Genomic DNA, 20355 nt, shown 5'->3' on the forward strand with positions numbered 1-20355 from the left:
GGAGGGTCGCGGGGTGGGGTGGGGGAACAAAATCGGCCCTCGTGCGAGGGCCGTTGGGGCCAGAAGCGTGAGCCGCTGGCGGGGTGGGAAGACGTATGTCTGCTGCCTGAACCCGTCAATCACGGATCACGCGAGGTTCGGGCACGCATGCGAAGGGCCCACTTGTGTGATCGGCGTGTGGGTGCTGGGGAGAACTCAGCCCGCACAGAGTTCATTCAGGGCTGTCTGCGAGGCCTGCCACGCCGTTGTGGCAGTTGTGAACTCACCCATCACGCTCATGTCGCCATCCACGTAGATCTTGTGCATGGCGTCCCTCAGGGTGGTGAGGTCCTGCTGGACTGCGGTAGCAGCCTCTTTGACCTCGAGGTTCGTCACCGTTCTCGCGACCGAACCGTAGAGGTCGACGAGCGTGGTCCATGCGTCCACCGCACTCTGAGGGTCATCCGTGGAGACTGCGGCGATCTCAGCCATCGCGGCGCTGGCATCTGTGATCGGTCCGGCCATGCTGAGGCATGCGTTTGCGATGGACTGCTCCGCGGCCGCGTCGTTTGCTGGGTTCGTGGAAGCGGCAGCAGCGGCCGAGCTGGTAGTTGCAGCAGGAACTGGTGTCGTCTGGGGGATCGTGGCGGCCGTGCTCCCCGAACATGCTGTGAGGCTCAGTGATGTGAGAGCCACCATCGTGAGGGTGAGAGTTTGGCGAATCATGTGCAAGTCCCTTCGAGAGGAATCACGCTGCCGCGATTGTCGGGAGTCTATCGGTGGCCTCGGTTCACGAGGACCCGGTCGAGCACCTGCAGACGCTGGCCAAGAGGTATCGTCAACATGAAGCGTCATCCCTCCGTCAGTAGCGCAGTTGACGGCTGGAGTTCCTGCGGAACAATGGCGTCAGAGTAGCCGACCGAATCAGCTGAGGGGTACCATGCCGGCCAACGCTCCACCGCCACCATTCCCTGGCGCATCTCCGCCTCCGCCGCCACCACCGTTCTCCGGCGGAGCTCCGCCTCCCCCTCCTTCATATCATCCTCCGCCGCCACGGGTTGCATGGCCTTCGCCTCTTCCGGCCCAGCAAGCGTCTCCTCCACCCAGTCACCTTGCCCAGATGCGGGCTCCAGCAGGGCCCTCGGACCACGCGATCCCCGAAAGCGAGAGGAGTTACCTAGTTGCGCTGTTGCTCTCGTGCTTGTTCGGAATGTTTGGAGCGGATCGGTTCTATCTCGGCAAGACCCGCTCGGCGATGTGGAAGCTGCTCACATTGGGCGGGTTCGGGTATTGGTGGATCATTGACCTAGTGATCACCCTGTTCGGGGGCCAACGCGATAATGAGGGCCTTCGATTAGAGGGATATGACCGGCACAAGAAGACTGTATGGAAGGTGCTAGGTGCCGTTTTGGCCGGTGCGTTGGCGCTCAATTTCGTGGCGCTGGTGGGCCTTGCGTCATACGACGGCAATGGCTTGACAGCGGTGGGTTGGAGCATCGTGGGGGGTGGGGCACTGGCCACTGCCATCGTGGTGGGGCGCCAGTTTCTAAATGGCCGGCGGCGACGCAACCTGGAAGCTGCAGCACTCGAGGATGCCCCAGTTCCTCCTGCGATCCAGGCGCACTTGGACAAGCTGAGCTCGCTGCGGCAAGAGTATGTACCGCACGCAGCAGCCGGCGACGAAACTGCAGCCGTGGTGGTCAGCCGGCTGGAGTCGCTTATCAACAACGCCGGAGAGCTATTCAGGCGTCTGCAGGGGAAAGCCAACAAGTCACAGCGCGGCATTGCGCAGACCGAATACGAGGACAAGCTCGGGAGGATCGCAGCTGCCGTCGATCGCGACTATCTGCTGGACATCCTCGCCAACCCTCGGCTGTGGGAGGACTCGGACAAGCGCATCAAGGGGGTGCAGGCAGCCTTGGCGGCTGTGGACGACCAGGTGCTGGAGAACGTCAGGCAGGTCAACGCGCTCAAGGGCCTCGTGTTCGAGGTCTCCGTTGATGGACTCCTTGATCCGTTCAGGACGGAGGGGCGATAGGCCTCAGGCCCACTGTTGGCCATCCCGCCCCCTGAGTCGGCTCGATTCGGTGTCCGCGGTACACCGCAGTCAACGTCCTCCGCGCTCCACTCCCGCTACACCGCCCAAGAGACCTGCCCCCTGCCTCTTCCAGCTCCACGAAGGGCCGCAGAGACACCTCGGCCACTCCAGTGAAGCGCCCCTTCGATTCGACGGGCGCTGGCATTCACAGCGAACCGGCTCGGTCACTTGCTGTTCTCTTCGAAGATCCTGGCAAGCACCCCGCGGCGCCATGGCCCGGTCCATCCGCGCCACGGGTCCTGGGCGGGCCGGTAGTCTCGGCCCATGGCCACGCAAGCTCCGCGAAACTGGTACCCAGATCCCACCCGACGCCATGACCTCCGGTACTGGGATGGCCATCAGTGGACCTCTCACGTGGTAACTCAGAACGTGCAGTCAGTAGATCCGCTCCATCATCCGATGTCGTCCATGAACGTCTCATCGGCCAGAAACCCTGCCATCGCCCCATCAACCGTGTTTCAAGCCGAGATAGGCCACGGAAGCCGAAACAGGAAGGTCGCTCGCCAATCTCGAAAGGTGGGGGCAAAGGGCACGGGCCGGCAAGGCAGCGGAACGATACTGACAGAGAGCGTGCTGGTGATCAATCAAGTGCCAAAGCGCTACGAACAGCGTGCTGAGTACGCGATCTTTGATCGCGAAGGGCGACAGCTCGGAATTATTCGCGAGACAGGCTACAACTTCCTGCTTCCTATGGTGACATTCCAGACTACAGAGAGCCGAAAGCGAACACTTGAGGTGGTGGACAATGCGGGGAGCGTGATCTACCTTCTGGATCGTCCTGCGAAGATGGCCAGGCCCAAAGTGATGCTCGCTGGACCGAATGGTGAACAGATCGGGCGCTTCTCTAGGAACAGCATCTTCAGCAGGAGAATCGACTTCGAAGTTGGCGAAGAATTAATCGGGCGTCTAGCTTTTAGAGATGGCTACACCTTCAAGGCCGATATCGAGAATGCTGCCGGTGAGAGGATCGCTTCGATCAAGCGAACTTGGGCAGGTGGGGCCGCGGAGAAGAGGACCAGGGCGGACAACTATGTGGTCGAGATCCTGCAGTCCGGATCGGATTTTGTGATGCTCAGTTTTGTAGTCACGGCAGCGGTGGTAGTTGACATCTTGTTTCAGCAAGCTGACCCGGACAAAGACCACGCAAAGCGAGAGCGACGAACCCGGAGAGTGTACGGTCCGTAAGTCTGTCGTCACGGACGGCCTTGTGCGGCACGGGGATAGCAGTCCAATTCGAGAGCGTTCGCGACGGCGTCGTCGAGGTGGCTCGCTTGACCACGTGAATGGTCCTGAGGCAGTTGGCAGGATCCAATCGTGTACGACCCGGATGATCCCAGCCTCAACCTGGACCCGCGGGCTCTTGGGCTCTGGCTAGGTGGAGGATGGGCCAGCGGTAGTCGACCTCTCTACGAATTCGCGCAGTGACGCGATCGACATGAAGACGCGGAACCCCAATGCGGCGAGGCCGTCCTCGTCGAAGCCGTCCTCGTCCAGTTCCAGGACCACCCCTTCGCCCAGTCCTTCTTGGAGCCCGTGTGGCCATATAGCCTCCGCGATGGACAGCACCCTTCCTGTGTCCGGGTGCACGATCTCAAGGTCCCGCTCCGGCTCCGCATAGCCCTGCACGAGCAGCCATTGGACGAGAGCGTCGATGTCCTGGGTGCGGCTATCAGCGGTGTCGTCGTCGCCGACGACCACGGGGTACTGGCTCTCCACCGGTTCGGGACCGACCAGAGAAGGATCGAGTTGGCCCGAGCGCAGCCTCTTGAGAAGGGAGTTTGCAGCAGCTGAGAGTAGGTCGCGGCGGGCTGCGAGGAATGGCGACTCGATCTCGGGCATGTAAGCGGCCGGGTCGGCGTCACTCACCTGCAGATTGGTGTCCTGTGTGATGAGGCAGAAGTTGGCGATGGCATTGACCTGACCGCGCGGGTAGCCAGCCGCGTAGAGCTTGGCCTTGGGGAAGATGTGATGTACCTGCGGTCCGTTGAGTCTTCCCAGCAGTGCGCTCGAAATAGGCACACCGCTGCCGAAGTCACGTGCCTTCAAGACACGGGTCCGCATGAAGAGCGTTGGGTAGAACCGAGAACCCATGCTGGTTCCGGCGAAGTCCTCAGGGCGCACAGTCAGGTCGCCGCGCGCGAGTTCCAGTAGGCGGATCAACCCGTCGACACCACCCTCCTCCACGGCTTCCAGATCCTGTGTGAGATACGTCTCCGTCGAGGCCAGCCCCACATGAAAGATCGAGGCTAGGGGCTTCGCGAAGCAGAGAGGCCTCAGTTGGGCGACGCGCCGCCCTCTGATTCGGACCCCTCCGTGCTGGCTAGGGAGCTTCGTTGTTGACCTCGGGCTCGGCCAGGACCCACTCCCCGCCATCAGTCTCGCTCTCGCCTGTTCGGCGGAACAGGCCGTGAGCGCCAAGGAAGTCCATCATGACCTGTACGGCGTCACCCGCGTCCCAATTGCTTGGTGCAGCACCGCGGTGAGCAGCGTCATTGCGCAAGTGGCTCAGCCAGCGCAGGCGGTCAATGGGAATAATGAACTGCAGCCCGGATTGCTCGGCGATCGCAATGTAGTCGCCGAGCGCGGTGCGCTCGGTAATGCGCTTTCGCTGCGCCTCAGGGAGTTGATCATCCAGACCCCGGACGTGCCGACCGAGTGCGATCTCGACGGCCGTGGCGGCGTCGATGATCGCGCGGCGGTTGGCGTTACGTCGGTGCGCGGCTCGAGCATCGCGGCTCAAGACCTCCTCGAGGGGCGGCTCTCTGCCCTCGCGGACGAGCCCGAGGACGCGAGCTAGTTCTAGCGCGCGCAGTGGACGGACGTGAGGAGTAGTGACGGTGAGGCCCAAGGCGCCGTCCTCGGGTGGCTCGATGAAGGTGAGCCCAGCGCCGATTACCTCTGCATCGTAGACACGGTGATGCGGGTCTAGGTCCTGGCCGGTCACGATCTCAATCCAGGTGCGTACGTCGTCGAACCAGTTGTTAATGCATTCGGCGAGCTGATGTTCGGGCGTGAACCAGGAGATGTGGTCAAAGGTCGGGCCCGCGACGTGAGTCACGCCCACGCGATGCAACGCACTAGCAGGCCTGAGCGAGTCGGGGATGAAGGCGCCATACTCCCGCACCCAAACGACCTCTTCATCCGCCAGGTCCGGACGTGACGCGAGCCCAAGCACGTCAGGGGGCAACCCAACGGGTGGATGCTCCTTGGGGAGAACGACGTCGAACCGCAGCCCGCCGTGGCCGGTAGGAAAGGTCTCTCCGAGCGCTTCGCACATCACCCAGACGTGCATTGGCAGCTCGAAGACCGCCCTCACCTCCATGTCGCCCCCCACAGCTCGCCTTCTGTAGGAATCCTGGCACGCGAGCCTGTCTCATGAGAAGGCTGAAGATCCAACGGCCGCGCACCGCATCTGAAGGGTGTTCAGCGCGCTCACAAGTGACTGACTGGCGGAGATGGCTTCCTTACCGGGCTTTGCCGCCTGGCTAGCCTTCAGTACACCGATGAGCAGCCGGCTTTGCCAGCCGAGAAGTGGGCGAGCGGGCTCGCCAGCGCCAGCATCAGCCGAGTCAGCCCGCGTTCCGCACAAACACACCACGCGGACGCAAGTTCGACACGCACGTTGGATACGCGCTGCGCTCAGGTCGCCTCCGGGCGCGTCCCGCGACAGGCCGCCGCCGGTGGCGCGACGCGCGAGCGCTCAGAAGGAATCGCACGGACGCTTTGGAGGTCGTCGTAGGAGCCCTCTCGGCATCACACCCGACGGGATCAGCCGCACGATCTCGAGCTGGGTGCCGACATGCGTCGCAGCTCCACGTCGTAGGGCAGGAACAGCGAGACCACAGGACGGCGCTGACGTTGAGGACGTTCCCGAACGCCACCCACTACCTACCCTGCTCGATCGCCGCAACAGTGTGTCGGGAACATCTGTCCCGGTCGATCATCTCGACAACTTGTCTGGTGTGAGACACGGCCCGTCTCCCTTGGCACCAGACCTGACCCCCGCACCGTCACTCCGACAGTCGCACATGGGCCGACACGCCAAGGGCCAGAATGTAGGCATGGTGAACCAAGTGCGGAACGAGCAGCCCATTGGCGAGAGGCATCCGCTAGTGCCGACTAACTTCCTGATGCGCGTCGCTCGCCAAGCGATGGGGACAGAGTTCCAGGTCATCGCTGAGCAGGGTGCGGAGGACTGGGCCTTCCCTGGACAAAGGCTCGCGTCGTCCGGCGCGGAGTTCGTGGATGCTGTTGAGCGTCAGTTGGCACAGGGCGCCGTGCTCGCCGTTCCCACCTGGGTCCAGGATCGGGGGCCACTAAGTCCGATGCCGGGCCAAGAGCTTGTTGAGCGCGTTCGATTGTCTGAGCATCCCTTTGGGATACTGGTTCCGCTGCTGTCTATCGTCGGCGAGAGGAGATCCGACAGGCTGCGTGAGGCATTGCTCCGGCACACCCGATCGCTGTTCATCCTTGAGGCAAACAAGGTGCTTGAGGGCGTGGACCCGCGATTCACCGTGGTGCTCATCGTAGTGCACACTGAGCGGGTTGGAGATCGGCCGCTGAACCGCTTCGTTCGGGTGCCGCACGATCCAGACGCTGACGTCGTCCTCGAGGAAATTGAGCGGCTACGTCGCATGCGCGGAGGGAGCAAGGCCTCTGGGTTCGTGCACTTGGGTGAGATCGACCCTTACTCGCCGCTGACCTATCGGCATTATGACCCCGTACTGCGTGCACGAGAGGCGGAGCTTCAGACATGGGGCGACGGTGTGGCACTCGGAGAACGCTTTGAGTTGCTTATCCCCGAGAGCCGGATTCGACCCCGGAATGCGCACCAAGGGATCGGACATGGTCGATTCGTCACGGGTCGCTCGATCTCGCGGAGCGGCCGACTTGAGATCGCACCGAGTAGCGAGCCACCGAGGACTCCGCCGCTGTCGCTCATGGCCGGGGACCTGGTCATGCAAGCACTGTTCATGCCCACGAATCCTGGCGGGCTGCGCGTGGCCGAGATTCGGGAAGAGGACCTGCCCGTGTCTGCACTTCAGCACGTCTTGGTGTTGCGACCGAAGCAGCAGATGTCGGAGCCGGAGAGTTTCCTGCTGTTGCACTACCTCAGGTCCGGTCTGGCGAAGGAACTCGTAGCCGCGGGGGGCGCGAAGTCCACTCTGACGCCATCGGTCCTCGACAGGTTGTACACGCCCGTGGCTGACGAGGCACTCCTGAACGCGGTGGGCTCAATCGTCGAGGTCGAACGAATGCTCAGGCAGTGGGGTGAAGACGCTGCCAAGAGGCTCGACTCCATCTTCTTGCTTGAGTCACCCAAAGCGGCGCGCGAAGCACTCATCGAGCGAGGCCGTGACAGCCGCCTAAGAGTGGACGCAGCGAGACGGGTCGATGACTTTGACCATCGGGTCCGAACCCTGTATCCATACCCGGTGGCCTATCGCTGGCGGTCGCTCGAGTCCATCGCGAGCAAGGGTGAGCCCGCTGAGACGCTCCGCGAGATACGCCATGGTTTCGAACACATACTGGCCTTCTGCGGCTGCTTGGCACTTGCTGTTGCACGAGAGGAAGGAATCGACCTTCCGGAGTCGCGCCTCTTTGGTGTCGCGGACGATTACATGACGTTCCTCACAACTTGGACAACGATTCTCGAGCAAGTCAGAAAGAAGGTGAGGGGCGGCATTACCAATAGCCAACTCCTGATTCGCCTCGGAACGTTCCAGGGCGACGCAGATGTCGCTGCAGCCGTGGCTCGTCTGGCCGCCTACCGCAGACAGGAGGCGCACACCGTGGCGACGGCAGATGAGGAGGCCCTCGCCGAGCAGCTACTGAGCGACGTCCGGACACTCGTGCAGGGCCTCAACTTCCTGTCCGATTACGAACTGGTCGAGATCGTCGACTCGCACTGGGATCGGATCGCACGGCGCAACACCGTCAAGTACCGCGCCTTTGTGGGCGACCATGCCATCGTCCCGATTCGAACGATCACGGTCGGTCACGCGGATGTCGAGAAAGACAGCCTATACATCCGTGAGAAGGACTCGAAGGAGTTCCTTGCGCTGCTTCGGCCCTACCTTATTGGCCGACGGTGTGGAGACTGCAAGAACTGGGGAACGTTCTATCTCCATGCGATCCAGGGAGAACGGGCAATGATGAAGAGCGTGGAGCTGGGTCATCCGAACGAAGTAGAAGATCTCGCCTCGGCGCTGCGAGCCGTGGCAGCTGCGCCGGCTGGACCTGCTGGTGCTTCGAGCGACCAGGTTACGAGGAGCTGACCGGGGAAACTCACGTACCCACTGGCCTGTGGCTCGACTCGGCTCGTTCGTCGAGGTACTCGAGAGCCCGGCAGCGCAGCGCTCCGGATAGCCGACTCTCAGTGGGCCGGAACCAGCGCCTTCTTGCGGTACCCAGGTGGTCCCTGGCCTCGCAGCCAGAGCGATACACGTTGTCAAACGGTGATGGGGGAGATTCCCGCCACCTCCACCCCCTGGGGCCGTCAGTTCGCTGACGGCCCCTTTTCCCTTGTAAGAAGCGTTTACACGAGGGTCCTCTTGCAAGGAGGGCACAAATGGGCAGACTTAGCCCGTCTCGGGAAACAGCGAACTCGAGCACGCCGGGGGCTTAGGCCATGTACTCGATGTTGAGGAAGTTGCCGTCCGGGTCCTCGAACCACACGGCCTTCCCCTGATCGCCTAACGAGGCGACCCCGTCCTCCCACGTGCCATCCGGCAGGTCGAATGTCAGGAACGTCACCCCCTGTGCGCGCAGCGCCGCCACTTCGGCGTCGAAGGCCGACGACGGTACCTGGAACGACATGTAGGTCGCCTTGTTCGTCCCCGCGAAGGTCGACGGGTAAACCAGGAAGGCGCTGGCCCCCGCGGTGTACAGCGCGCCCTCAGGGACGTCGTCCTGGGGTGTCAACTGGAGCACCCCTTCATAGAACGCCCTAGCCTGTTCCAGATCAGAAACCGCCAGGGTCGGTATCGGCGTGTCTCGAGGAGGACAACCGATGACTGGCGCCGCCCGTCGGGTGCAGCGCACCTACCTGACCCTGACCCTCCTCACCACGCTGTCGGCGTCGTTCATCTGGGGTGTGAACACCCTCCTTCTCCTGGACGCCGGCCTCGACAACACGCAGGCCTTCCTTGCCAATGCCGCATTCACCCTCGGGATGGTCATCTTCGAGATCCCCACCGGGCTGTTCGCCGACACCCGCGGGCGCCGTGTCTCGTTCCTGCTTGGCGCTGTCACCCTGCTGGCCTCGACTGGGGCCTACTTCGTCATGTGGCAGGTGAGGGCGCCGCTGTTGGGGTGGGTGGTGGCTTCGATGCTCATCGGCCTGGGGTTCACCTTCTTCTCGGGCGCCACCGAGGCTTGGCTCGTTGACGCCCTGGGGGCGGCCGGCATGACCGAAGGGCTGGACGCGGTATTCGGTCGGGCGCAGGCGGTCTCAGGGGTGGGGATGCTCGCTGGGTCTGTGCTAGGTGGGGTGCTGGCCCAGGCCACGGACCTCGGGGCTCCTTATTTGGACCGTGCGGCTTTGCTGGGGGTGACGCTCGTGGTGGCTTGGGTGGCCATGCGCGATGTGGGGTTCACGCCGGACGCGGCTGCACGGCCGCTGGCCGCCGTCCGGGCGGTGCTGGTCGGGTCGGTTGACGGCGGGCTGCGAAACCCCCCGGTGCGGTGGCTGATGCTGGCCGCCGTGTTCACTTCCGGGACCGGTCTCTACGTCTTCTATGCCCTGCAGCCCTTTCTTCTGGAGCTCGCCGGCGACCCCGGCGCCTACAGCATCGCGGGGCTCGCCGCCGCCCTCGTCGCCGCCGGCCAGATTGCAGGTGGCCTGCTCGCCGGGCCGGCCCGCCGGTGGATCCGCTACCCCTGGAACGCCCTCGTGCTGGGCGCGGTCGCGAACGTGGCGCTACTGGTGGGCATCGGCCTCGTCCGGTCTCTGGTACCGGCAATGGCGCTCGTCGCCGGATGGGCGCTCGTCACGGGCTTGACCGTCCCGATCAGGCAGTCGCTCGTGAACGGCCTGATCCCGTCGGGTCAACGAGCCACCGTGCTGTCCTTCGACTCGCTCATGGGGTCCGCGGGCGGCGTGGTCGCCCAGCCCGCACTCGGCCGGGTCGCCGACATGGCCGGTTACCCAGCGTCCTACCTTGTCTCGGCCGCGATCGCCGCAGGAGCGATTCCCTTCACCCTCCTGGCCAGGCGCTCAGCAAGCCGTTGACTGGTCCGGACTACTGGTGCGAGCCGGCATCTGTTTCGTGGCGTGCCAATTGAATGATACGAGCGGAGGGATCCTCTCCGCGTCAGGCGACCATCCCATCTCCGCTCAGCCCGCGTGGTGGAACCGTGCACGTCGACGGCTCGGAATGTTCGACACCACGGGAGCGAGATGTTCGGGCGTCGGAGGGAAGTGCGCCCCTATGCGCGGGGGAAGAACAGCCCTAGGCTTGCTGAAGCAGCGGCTGTCGTCATCGGCCTGCCGCGCGAAAGAGGAGCACTGTCATGCCACTTCGTTCTCCCCGCTTCGCCGGAGACCCGATCCTCGAAGCGTGTTATGCCGGCAACCACCGAATGTTCTTCGGGCAGACCGGCCCGGCTGTGGCCGCCGTCCAGCGGGCGTTGATCGACCTGGGATACCCGATCCCCAGCGGTGCCACCGGCAACTACTTCCAGGAGACCAGTGACGCCGTCGTGATGTTCAAGCGGGCTCATCTGCTCCAGCCCGACGACCCCGTTGTCGGCAAGGGCACGATGACGGCACTGGACAACGACATTGTCGTGTTTGACGCGGCGGTACCTCCGCCCCCGCCGCCCCCGCCGCCGCCTCCGCCCCCACCGCCGCCCCCACCCCCGCCGCCCCCACCCCCCGTCGTGCGGGACGCGGACGGCAACAGACTCGTCGCGGGAGGCGTCTGGAGCGGCTCGGCCACAGTCTCCCAACTCGGCGGGATGTCCATGCACTTCCAAGTGCACAACCTGAACCTGCTCGGGGCGTCGGTGAAGATCCACGCGGACAGGACGAACGAGACCAAGAGCGTCCTGCTTCCTCCCCTGGGTTCGGCCGACATCACGTTCCAGCAGTTCGCTGCCGAACCCATGGGCTGGACGTTCTCGATCTCGACCGACAGCGATGCCTTCACGGTGACGTGGCAACTGTTCTCCAGTTTCCCCGAGTGACGAGGGCAGATATGACGCTGCCTGGTAGTGCGGCGCGTGCGCTTGTGGTCAATCTTCAACCGTTCGGCGCGCGCACGAACCTCCGCCTGGGGGAACGGGCGTGAACGGCTAGCGCGGATCCGTGGGGGCGGCTACGTCGAACCGCAATGTCCGGGCGGGCGGTGAGGTGAGGGGGCGTCGCTGACGCTGGATCCACAGGTGCGGTTCGCCAACCGCGTCACGGACGAGCACCCAGCGCCGTTCCACCTCCAGACCGTCCAGGGGAATGACCGATTCCACCAGTCGCCGCCGATCCCCGGTGAGGACGGCGGCCTTGGCGTCCCCGACCGAAACGGCTGGGAAGCGCGACAGGTCGACGAGCCGACGCTGGACGAGTTCGCGGGGTTGCCCCGGCTCGGACATCGTGTACGGGATCCAATGGGACTCTGTCCCCACCCCCGGGACGTAGTCGTAGGCCTGGCCCGCGGTCTGGTCGGACGGCCGGGGCGGGATGAGCGCGCCGCCGCCCTCCGGGGACGTGGGCGACGTGGCCCGCCCGTCCAGGCGACGCTCCACGGCCCACACGAGGTTCGACTCATCGTCCACACCGAACTGGACCCGCTCCACCACCTGCCCCTCAAGGGGACGGTCGACCGTCTGCACGAGGACCAGGTCGCCGGACTCCAGGTTGCGGGTGTGGAACAACCCCCAAGGCAGGACGCCGCCCGCCAGCCACGAGTCCGGCACCGGGACGGCATCGACCGGCGGGTGGAGTCCGTGGGGCCCCGAATGCACCCCATCCGGATTTCGCTCGGCCATGTAGACGTCCCCGAACGAGTCGGTCACGGTGAACCGGACGATGCGCAGAATCCGACCCGTGGGTGTAGGGATGGGGACGTCGAACCACTCGTCGCGGTGCGAGGCGTAGAGGGCGAGCATGATCTGGGTCGCTGTGTGGACGGCGTCCGGCGCCATGGCCGCGAGGTCCGCCTGGGCGTCCTCGATCTCCCACACGCCGCGTCGGGGCATCCCTGGGTACTCGAGCCTGGCTGGGACCACCCTCCTGAGGATCCCGTCCGGCTCGGCGGGAGGCAGATCAGCGGGGACGTCGGCGTCCACGGAGTACCAGTCGAGACGTCCCCCACGGTGACGGCGGAGGTGGAGCCGCACACCGTCCGCGAGGAACGCGTCGTCGCGCTCGTAGATGAGCTCGTCCTCGACCCAGGCCGGCTGCGGGTCGGGTGGGACCTCGGGCAGGATGCCCGGCGCGACGACCAGACCTCCCTTCAACATCTTCAACCCGTCCCAGGCCGGATCCACGAGGTCGTACGGTGGCGGGGGGTCGGCGATGACCCATCGCGGGTCGACCCCCAGCCCGAGGTTGGCCGCGATGACGGCGCCCAGCCGGAGTCGGCGTCCGATCGTCCACCAGTCGTCGATCTCCGACTCGACGAGGACCTCGGGTGGGACGACCTGCAGCGCCTGCCCCGAGTCGGTGTGGACGATGGCGCGCGCGGTGGTGACGGCCTCGACCTTCACCGGCGTGCTGGCGTTCTCGCCCTGGAACTCACCCAGCTGCCACTGCCTGGTGAGGAACCACACCGGGTCATGGACGGTTCCTCTGGTCGCGTCTGCGATCCCGGGAACCGGCAGCGGCTCCAGACGGTCGGCGAAGAAGGTCGGCATGGCTACTCCTGACCTAGCGGGCGTTGAGGTGGGCGTCGGGGTCGAGGACGGACACCGGCTCGTCCTGCGGAATCCATGTGGTGCGGAGCAGCCCTCCGACCTCGACGAGGTCGGGCATTCGGGCGCCGCGGGCGACGACGAGTTCGCGCAGCTCAGCCAGCATGACGGCGACGTCGTCGTCGGTGAGGGGCTCGTCGGCGTTCGGGGGCACGGCGAGCAGGATCGCCTGCGGTGCCCTGGCCCCCGGGGCATTGAACCCGAAGGCGGCGTGGGTGTCGCGCTGCGGCAGAGGCACAATTTCGGAGTACGAATCGACGAGTCCGACGGCGACCCTTGCCCCTGACAGGGCGTCGACCTCCCCGAAGGCGGCGACGAACGGTTCGAGCCGGTACCCGAACGGGGTCCGCGTGGCGGTGTCCGCCGCGCCGGCGGCGATGTCGGACCGGCGCCACGGGTCGGGGTGGCTCGCCCAGGCGAGCAGCGGATCCACCTGTCGGGAGCGGGCGTCCAGCTGGTGGGCCTCGACTCGAGCGAGGGCCGATCGGACGGGGGCGAGCATCGTCAACCACTCGTCCTCGAAGGTGGATGCTGCGGGATGGAGAGGGGCGAGTCCGGTCAGGACGTCCCTGTCCCAGCTGGTGAGGATCGGCAGGTTCCCCTGCGGTGCGACCAGGGACGACAACGCCCTGGCCAGTCCCGCCACCCCCTCGGGGACACCGGCGCGCCGGAGCTCCCGGGCGTCAAGGGGTGAGGCATGGGCGTCCGCGCTCGGGACATTCCAGGGCGCCGGTGCCGCGGCGAGCCGAGCCTCCAGGCCGGCCGCCATCGCGACCGCGAGCTCCTCCAGAGCAGTGGCCGCCGGCGGCAGTGGTGCACCGACCATCACACCAGCCCAGGTCGCCGAGTCGGCCGGTGTGGTGCCCGGGGGAACTCCCCACAGCGCGCCGCGGCGGACCGCCGCCCGCTGCTCGGCCTCGGTGGCGCCGACGGCGTCCCGCAGCTGGGCGACGGTCCGGACCAGATCGTCGTGGACGGCGCCGTAGCGGCTGACGAGCTCGGCGTAGACGGCAGGGGCGACCGTGCCGGCACCGTCGGCGGCGAGGTCCTGCTCGCTGGCAGGGGCTCCCAGGAGGGCGCACAGCCGCCCCGACCGTGTCACTTCGGGCGGATCGGTCACGACGGCAGCCGGGGCCCCGGCGGCGATCCTGATGAGGCGCTCGTGGTCTTCGGGTGGGACCTCTGGAGTGGGCCAGCCCAGCGTGGTGGCGTCGAAGACCCCCACCACAGCGTCGAGACGATCGCGGACCGTCCACACTGTGGGGGCCGACGAGGGAACGGGCCGAAGCGTGGCACCGTCTGGGACGTGCCCGGCGAAGTACCGCCCCAGGACCTCGGCCACGAGTTCGGGCTCGGTGCGCCCGGCCAGGTCGCGCGGGGCGAGCCCGAGGCCGGCCGGAGTCGCCATCCCGTCCAGGACGTCGCCGACCCACACTTCCCACGTCCGGTTGTCATCGGCGACGAGGTGGACCTGGAAGTCCTCGTCTCCGTCTCCACCAGCCGCATGACGGCCGATCCCCGCCCCGCGCACACCTGCGGCGGTGGCCGCCAGGAGCCGCAGTTGGTCCGGCGACAGCACGAGCGTGTCAACGGGCGTCAGCCCCAGCTGCGCCAGGGTCACCGACGTCGCGGCGCCGTCCTCGAACCGCACCGACCAGGTCCAGTCCGTCCCGAGCTGGGACGCCAGGAAGCCGGCCACCGACGGCTCGGCGAGTCGGGCGCCGCCCTCGCCGGGAGCGGCGACCCGCAACCGAACCACCGAGAGCACGGTGCTCCGCAGCTCCCGCCCCGGGGCGGGGGTGCGTGGGAACTCGGGCACCGCCGCGGCCGCGGATCCTGACGCCCCGCGGAGTGCGGCCGACGCCTTCGCCGGCCGTCCGGACGCCCCATGCAACGCCCCGTCGAGGAGGGCGATGTCGCCCAGGGCGTCCAGACCGGCTCGGACCTCGGCCAGCTCGCGAACCTGGACGCCCGACAACACCAGCCCGGGGACGACGTCAGGGTCCGCGAGCAGCTCGGCCAGGGCCAGCAACCCCTGGCACGTCTGACGCGGGTCGGGCCGTTCGGGGTACATGGGGAAGGTGAGCCGCAGCAGCGCGGCCGTATCGTAGGGCGAAGGTGCCTGCGAGGTCACGATTCGCTCGACCTCCCGCCCGACGATCTCGTACGGGTGGTGCCCGTCGCGAATGTCGTCCACGTACCCGGTCGCGAACCGGACTGCCGCCCCGGTCAGCGCGAGCCCGGACGGGACCTCGCCGCGCTCGTTGAGCGCCCCGGTGCGCAGATTCTCGCGGAAGTCGTCGCGGACAAGCGTCGCGACCAGGGTTTGCGCCTGGGATGGGGTGTGGAGGAGCCCTGAATCGGTGGGTCCGGGCAGCCCGTCGAAGGGGCCGCATACCCAGCCGTAGGCTCCGAGCCGCCGGGGGTTGGCCTCGTCGCTCGAGGCTGTCCGGAGACGCTTCCACGCCACGGCGGTGATCCAGGGGTCGACCCGCGTGGAGACCGTGTCGAGGACAGCGCCCAATGCGCGCTCGAGGCGGGACACCACGTCCGGCGCGGCCGTGGACCGCCGGTACTCGGGATAGGAGATGTCCCCCTGCGGGGACGCGAAGCGCGTCCAGCCGTCCGGTTCCGTCGGCCAACTGCCGGGCTTACGCCAGTCGTAGGTGTCGTCGCCCGGGTCGAGCAGCAGGGCCACCTGGAGCGCGGCCAGCACGGGGCCCTCACCGCCGAACCCGGGCCCCAGCGCGTCCAGCAGGTCGCGCCCGTCAGGGTCGGCGAGCCAGGCGTTTCGAGTGAGGCAGGCCTGCAGCAGCAGCCGGACGATCATGGAGTCGGGAACCACTCCCAGCGGACGCTCGCCGGGGGCGTCCCGGCCCGCGTCGATATAGAGCTCGCGCGGGTCGAACAGCTGCCCGAGGGTCAGCGGCGCGTTTCCGTGCGGGGTGACGAGAGTCCACCCTCGGGCGAGGGCGACCTCGACCAGTGCGGGAAGCGGGACCCTGGACGCGAGGTCGCGCCATCCCCAGTAGGTCCAGTGTGACGGCCGGACGAGCTGCAGGCCGACGGAGTTCACACCGAAGGACATCTCGACGAACGGGTCGGCGACCTGATCGGGGAGCCCGAACAGCCCCAATTGGGCGTCGCGGAGGTCCCACGGCCCACCCATCCCGAGCCACGGTGCCACCAACGACCGCGGGGCGCTGCGCCTGCTCCCGAACTCCCTTGACGAGCCGCCACGCAGCAGCAGGTCGGCGTAGCGGGCCACATCGGCGCCGTGGGTGCTGCCATCGGCCCGCCCGGTGGCGTGGAGCCTTCGGCGCAGGGTCGCGGCGCAGGCCACGAGCGTTTCCAGCCCCGCAGCGGCCAGGTCGGCCTCCTCGGCGGCCGTCTTCCAGGTGTCCAGGCGGGTGATCGGGAGCAGGGCGTACGGTTCGTCGCCAACCCGCAGCGTCGGCAGCGGTCCCTCGGGGTTCACGTTCTCCAGAGCCCACCGGGTGAGAGTCGCGACGGTCGGAGGGGTGAGGTCCCATTCGTCGTGGGCGAACGAGCCCCAGAGCACCGGCCACAGGGCGTGCAGAAGCAGCGGCGCCAGGCCCGTTTCGGGCGGTATCACGGCCCGGGCCTCGGCGAGGGCGTCCACGTCGTGGGCGTCGACTAGCTCGCGCAGGCTCTGCGGGACGTCGAGGTCGCCGAGCGATCGCTCCCGGCCGATGGGACGGGCGGGGCCGGCGACCGGACGTCCGGTCAGAAACCTCCTCAGCACGTCGTCCAGGCCGGTCGTGGCGCCGGCCACCCGACGCATCAGCACCTGCCAGTGGGCCTCGACGTCGGCCGCTCCGTCCGGGACCGGGGCGCCCTGCGGGTCGGCGCTGCTCGTCGCGGTGGGGTGGCCGTCCACGCTATGGGTGGCGGACCCGATCACGACCTCGGCCAGGGCCCCCGAGTGGACGTGGTGCTCGAAGAGGACGTCGGGCGTCTCGTCTCCGATCCCCCACACGGTCACGCCGCCGAGGGTGCCGGGCTCCGATCCGTCCGGAAGGTCGAAGATGCCGCCGAGGCCCACCTCGCGGGCCCGCTCCCAATTGGCGACCCAATGGTCGAAGAAGGCGTCCGGGGAGGACAGGTCGGGCAGGTCGACGAGGGCGGGGATGGTCGCGTCGGGGTCTTCGGGCAGGCTCCCGACGCGCTGGAGGGCTTCGGCCCCGTCCGCGCCGTAGGTCCACACCCCGACCTGCAGCCGTGCGGGCAGACCTCGCACCCGGGACGGGTGGTCGGCGGTGTCGTCGGGAGGAAGGGCGATGAAGCGCCCGTCCGCGACGTGGCAGGGGACGGCCATCGCCAACCAGCACGCTCTGGCCCCGCCGACCGCCCCCGCGAGCCCGGCGAAGGCCGCCCGATGGGCGTCGGTCCCGAACCAGTCTGGGGTGAGGGGTTCGGTCGACGCGAGGGCGGTCCGGAAGGCGGCGACGGCCCGCAGTTCCTCGTCGCCAACATGGTCGGTGTGGCCGTCGACCGACACGGGTTGGGGGATCACCCGGAGCCGGAGCCGCCACCAGGGGACCTCGTCGGGCGGGAGGAAGGTGGTCTCCAGCTGGAGGGGCAGCAGGACCCCGATCTCGTCGGTCATTGCGGGTCCAATCCCATGGCTTCAAGGGCCTGGCCGTCGAGGGCCACCCGGGTATGCGGATCGAGGAGAGCCTCGGCCACCTGGGCGGCCGACGCCTGCGCGTGTGACAGGTCGTTGCGGAACCGCTGCTCGGACGGGGGCTCGTCCAGGACGAGGAAGTACCCGTCGAGGTCCTCGGGCGGAATGTCGAACAGGAAGAACACCTGGTCGGGCCCGATCGTCCCGGAGAAGACGGGCGGGATGTGGGCCCGGGTCGCCGTCCACTGCTCGAAGGTCGTCCCGGGCGGCTGAACAAGCTGAGGCGGCTCCATCAGGACGAGGTCGTTGAGCTCGTCGTCACCCAGCCGGTTCTGCAGGTACACCAGCGTGCGCGGGTAGCGGCGGAAGAGCGGGGTCGTGAACAGGAGGACCAGCCGTTCTGGCGGTCCCGGGGTCGCACCGGTGGGGGTGCGGTGGGTACCTAACGCCGACCCGTCCGGCCAGTCTTCGATGGGTGCCACGTCGGGGATGCGGACGCCGGTGCGCTCGTCGGTCGGGGCGAAGAACATCCGCAACGGGGTGCCCCACCGGTCCACCTGCAGCCCCCGCCAGCGAACCTCGGACAGGAACTGGCTGTTGAGGCCCACGAGGAAGGCATCGATGAAGACCGGGTTCGTCCGCAGGGCGATGATCGTGTGGCGGGGGACCGACGCCGCCCCCGGCAGCAGCCAGTCGGGTTCGTAGCGTCGCAGCAGTGTCCACGTGGGGAAATCCAGCCCCAGCGGGTAGCGCGGTGGGGCGAGCCGGCCCCGCAGGGAGTCAGGCAGCTGGGCATCAAGGCTCCGCCGCGCCGGCGGGTCGTCCGAGCGTGGATCCACGGCCCGTGAGACGGCATTGCCAAGGCCTGGCAGGGGGACCGGCACCCGGTCGTGTGGGGCGGGGATCCGCAGCAGGGCGACGAGGCGGGAGCACTCCGACTCGGGATGGACCTGAGGTTCTCCCGCACAGGTGGGCAGGAGGCAGCACAGGACGGCCGTCTGGACCTGTCCGTAGATGAGGTCAGTTGCGTGGGGCGTCGTCAGGGTCCGGGCGAGGAGGTCGTCCCACGTCCCGGTGCCGGCGAACTCGGCGGCCCACAGCCACACCCGCTCCCCGCATTCGCCCGTCAGCTCGCCAAGCCCGGCCGCGGCACGGTCCTGCAGCCGGGGCAGTTCGTCCTGGATGAACTCTCTCTGCCACTCGTCGATCCGCCGCGGATCCTCCAGGCCGATGAAGGCCCCGATGCGGTGCAAGTAGCGGCTGCGGCCGGCGAGGGCAGCCCGGCGGAGCTTCGCGAGCGCCGTCCACAACTCCACGTACAGCCGCTCACCGTCGGGGACGAGGGCCTCCCACAGCCTCGCGGCCGACGGGTCGGGCCCGGAATCCGGTCCCGAGGCCGCGGCCTGGAGCAGGTCGGTCGCCGACGCGACGGGGGTCTTGTCCAGACGGGAGGTACGGGTGAGGAGTCGTTGGCCGGCCCCGGTGAGCAGGGCCCGGTCCAAGGTGCGTTCGGGGGTGGACACGGCGTCGGCCACCGTCTGGACCCCGGTGTCGGTGGGCAGCCGTGTGGTCATCGGAGCGAGGATCTGCAGTCGGGCCACCGGATCCGACGGCAGGGACCTCGCCCACAGCGAACCCGAGGTGGCCAGACCGGAGGCCGTTCGGGCGATGAGCCCGGCGGCATCGGCGAGTGACCCGGACTGGGCGACCGCCGCCTGCATGAGCTCGTCCTGCGCTTCCACTCCCGTCCACTGACCGGTGCCGGCGTGGATCCGGACCCGTGCGTCGGCGCGCAACTGCTCGACCCACCCGGCCGCTGTGGTTGGAGAGGGAACCCACGGACGTCCGTAGGCGGGCGGACCCAGGAGGTCCGGGGCGCCTGCGGAGGCCAGGACGGCGTTGGCGACATCCCTGGCGAGGTCGGCCTCCCCGTCCACCGCTGGCTGAACCGCCTGGAGGGACTGCAGGGCTCCGCGTACCTCAAGCGGCCCGATGGGGATGTCGGCGGCGCGGTAGGTGAGGGACGCCTTGCCGAGGTCAGCGGCGGGGGGGATCCGCAACTGGGCAGCCAAGGTCTCGAAGTCCCCGCCCTCGCCGGTGGCGAACGTCCACCAGGACAGGGCAGGGAGCGGACGTCCGCCGTTGTCGACGACACCTCCGGCCCACAAAGGCGTGCCACGCGGGGTGAACGTCGGGACGAGCACGGCGATGTATGTCGTCAGCGGCAGCAGCCGGCGCAACGACAGCAGCCGGGAGAACCGGTCGGGCGCCGGAGTTCCGAGATCGTCGTTGGTCTCGCTGTCGGGGGATTGGACATGGGCCCACCGCCACGACGTCGTGAGGTCGTAGTCGGCGAGCACCGAGGAGGACAGGGTCACCGTCGTTCCCGAGATTCTCACCTCGTCCGGGGTGCCGACAACCAGCGCCAGCCACGGGCGCAGGGTGTCGCCCTCGGCCCGGCGGGGCGTGTAGCGCCACGGCAGGTCAGGTGCGTGGAAGTCCACGTGGGTGCACTTGGTCGTCTCCTCGTCGCGGACCCCCGGCGCGGGTGCCCGGTGCCGGATCGCGCGTTCGGTGAGCCGCGCGACATCGGAAGCGTTCCGGAACCCGAAGGCGATGTCCGCGCCGGCCGGTTGGGCCGGAACGGCCGAGTCCGTGAGGGTCACCTGGAGGGTGCGTCCCAACCGTCCGTCCTGTTCGGTGGACTGATGGACAAGCC

13 protein-coding genes and 1 pseudogene are annotated in these 20355 nt (G+C 67.5%); 6 read left to right on the forward strand and 8 right to left on the reverse strand.

Going from position 1 to position 20355, the window contains the following annotated elements; translation table 11 throughout:
- Nucleotides 1-195 precede the first annotated feature (195 nt).
- Together H5398_RS08525 and H5398_RS08530 are read right to left on the reverse strand one after the other, a co-directional pair.
- Nucleotides 196-678 (reverse strand): hypothetical protein, encoded by a 483-nt coding sequence (locus tag H5398_RS08525; RefSeq protein WP_182799711.1) that lies wholly within the window; start codon nucleotides 676-678, stop codon nucleotides 196-198.
- A 152-nt stretch (nucleotides 679-830) separates the two neighbouring features.
- Entirely contained in the window at nucleotides 831-1082 is a 252-nt protein-coding gene (locus H5398_RS08530; RefSeq protein WP_182799712.1) for a hypothetical protein, read from the reverse strand.
- Between the two features lie 17 nt (nucleotides 1083-1099).
- Here H5398_RS08530 and H5398_RS08535 point away from each other — a divergent pair, with 17 nt between their 5' ends.
- The 3 genes and pseudogenes from H5398_RS08535 (at nucleotide 1100) to H5398_RS08540 (ending at nucleotide 3262) form a co-directional block, all read left to right on the forward strand.
- Nucleotides 1100-2017, forward strand: coding sequence for a TM2 domain-containing protein (locus H5398_RS08535; protein ID WP_255443622.1), 918 nt, complete (start codon nucleotides 1100-1102; stop codon nucleotides 2015-2017).
- Nucleotides 2018-2341: 324 nt separating this feature from the next.
- Nucleotides 2342-2431 (forward strand): annotated as a pseudogene (locus H5398_RS17775) (DUF2510 domain-containing protein); the annotation flags it as partial.
- A 54-nt stretch (nucleotides 2432-2485) separates the two neighbouring features.
- Complete coding sequence (locus tag H5398_RS08540) at nucleotides 2486-3262, forward strand: phospholipid scramblase family protein (protein ID WP_255443623.1); 777 nt, start codon at nucleotides 2486-2488, stop codon at nucleotides 3260-3262.
- Nucleotides 3263-3448: 186 nt separating this feature from the next.
- Here the strand turns inward: H5398_RS08540 and H5398_RS08545 are convergent, their stop codons facing one another.
- Entirely contained in the window at nucleotides 3449-4309 is an 861-nt protein-coding gene (locus tag H5398_RS08545; RefSeq protein WP_182799715.1) for a hypothetical protein, read from the reverse strand.
- A gap of 88 nt (nucleotides 4310-4397) precedes the next feature.
- The gene (locus H5398_RS08550; protein ID WP_220489262.1) at nucleotides 4398-5369 is read right to left on the reverse strand and encodes a hypothetical protein; all 972 of its coding nucleotides are present in this window, start codon (nucleotides 5367-5369) and stop codon (nucleotides 4398-4400) included.
- 769 nt (nucleotides 5370-6138) lie between these two features.
- Here H5398_RS08550 and H5398_RS08555 point away from each other — a divergent pair.
- Complete coding sequence (locus H5398_RS08555) at nucleotides 6139-8355, forward strand: hypothetical protein (protein ID WP_182799717.1); 2217 nt, start codon at nucleotides 6139-6141, stop codon at nucleotides 8353-8355.
- A gap of 346 nt (nucleotides 8356-8701) precedes the next feature.
- Here H5398_RS08555 and H5398_RS08560 read toward each other — a convergent pair whose 3' ends face one another.
- Nucleotides 8702-9121 (reverse strand): VOC family protein, encoded by a 420-nt coding sequence (locus H5398_RS08560; protein ID WP_220489263.1) that lies wholly within the window; start codon nucleotides 9119-9121, stop codon nucleotides 8702-8704.
- Here H5398_RS08560 and H5398_RS08565 point away from each other — a divergent pair.
- Both H5398_RS08565 and H5398_RS16845 read left to right on the forward strand, forming a co-directional pair.
- Entirely contained in the window at nucleotides 9090-10310 is a 1221-nt protein-coding gene (locus H5398_RS08565; RefSeq protein WP_182799718.1) for an MFS transporter, read from the forward strand. The two genes, H5398_RS08560 and H5398_RS08565, sit on opposite strands and share 32 nt — an antisense overlap.
- 281 nt (nucleotides 10311-10591) lie before the next feature.
- On the forward strand, nucleotides 10592-11266 hold the full coding sequence (locus H5398_RS16845) for a peptidoglycan-binding domain-containing protein (protein ID WP_220489264.1): 675 nt from the start codon (nucleotides 10592-10594) through the stop codon (nucleotides 11264-11266).
- 108 nt (nucleotides 11267-11374) lie between these two features.
- Here the strand turns inward: H5398_RS16845 and H5398_RS08575 are convergent, their stop codons facing one another.
- Genes H5398_RS08575 through H5398_RS08585 form a run of 3 tightly spaced genes read right to left on the reverse strand, consistent with a single transcriptional unit; the run spans nucleotide 11375 to nucleotide 20320 of the window.
- The gene (locus H5398_RS08575) at nucleotides 11375-12931 is read right to left on the reverse strand and encodes a hypothetical protein (protein ID WP_182782886.1); all 1557 of its coding nucleotides are present in this window, start codon (nucleotides 12929-12931) and stop codon (nucleotides 11375-11377) included.
- 13 nt (nucleotides 12932-12944) lie between these two features.
- Complete coding sequence (locus H5398_RS08580) at nucleotides 12945-17618, reverse strand: hypothetical protein (protein ID WP_182782885.1); 4674 nt, start codon at nucleotides 17616-17618, stop codon at nucleotides 12945-12947.
- On the reverse strand, nucleotides 17615-20320 hold the full coding sequence (locus tag H5398_RS08585; protein ID WP_182799719.1) for a hypothetical protein: 2706 nt from the start codon (nucleotides 20318-20320) through the stop codon (nucleotides 17615-17617). The genes H5398_RS08580 and H5398_RS08585 overlap by 4 nt, the downstream gene beginning before the upstream one ends.
- Between the last annotated feature and the right edge of the window lie 35 nt (nucleotides 20321-20355).

Source organism: Tessaracoccus sp. MC1679 (genome assembly GCF_014164775.1).
Classification (GTDB): domain Bacteria; phylum Actinomycetota; class Actinomycetes; order Propionibacteriales; family Propionibacteriaceae; genus Arachnia.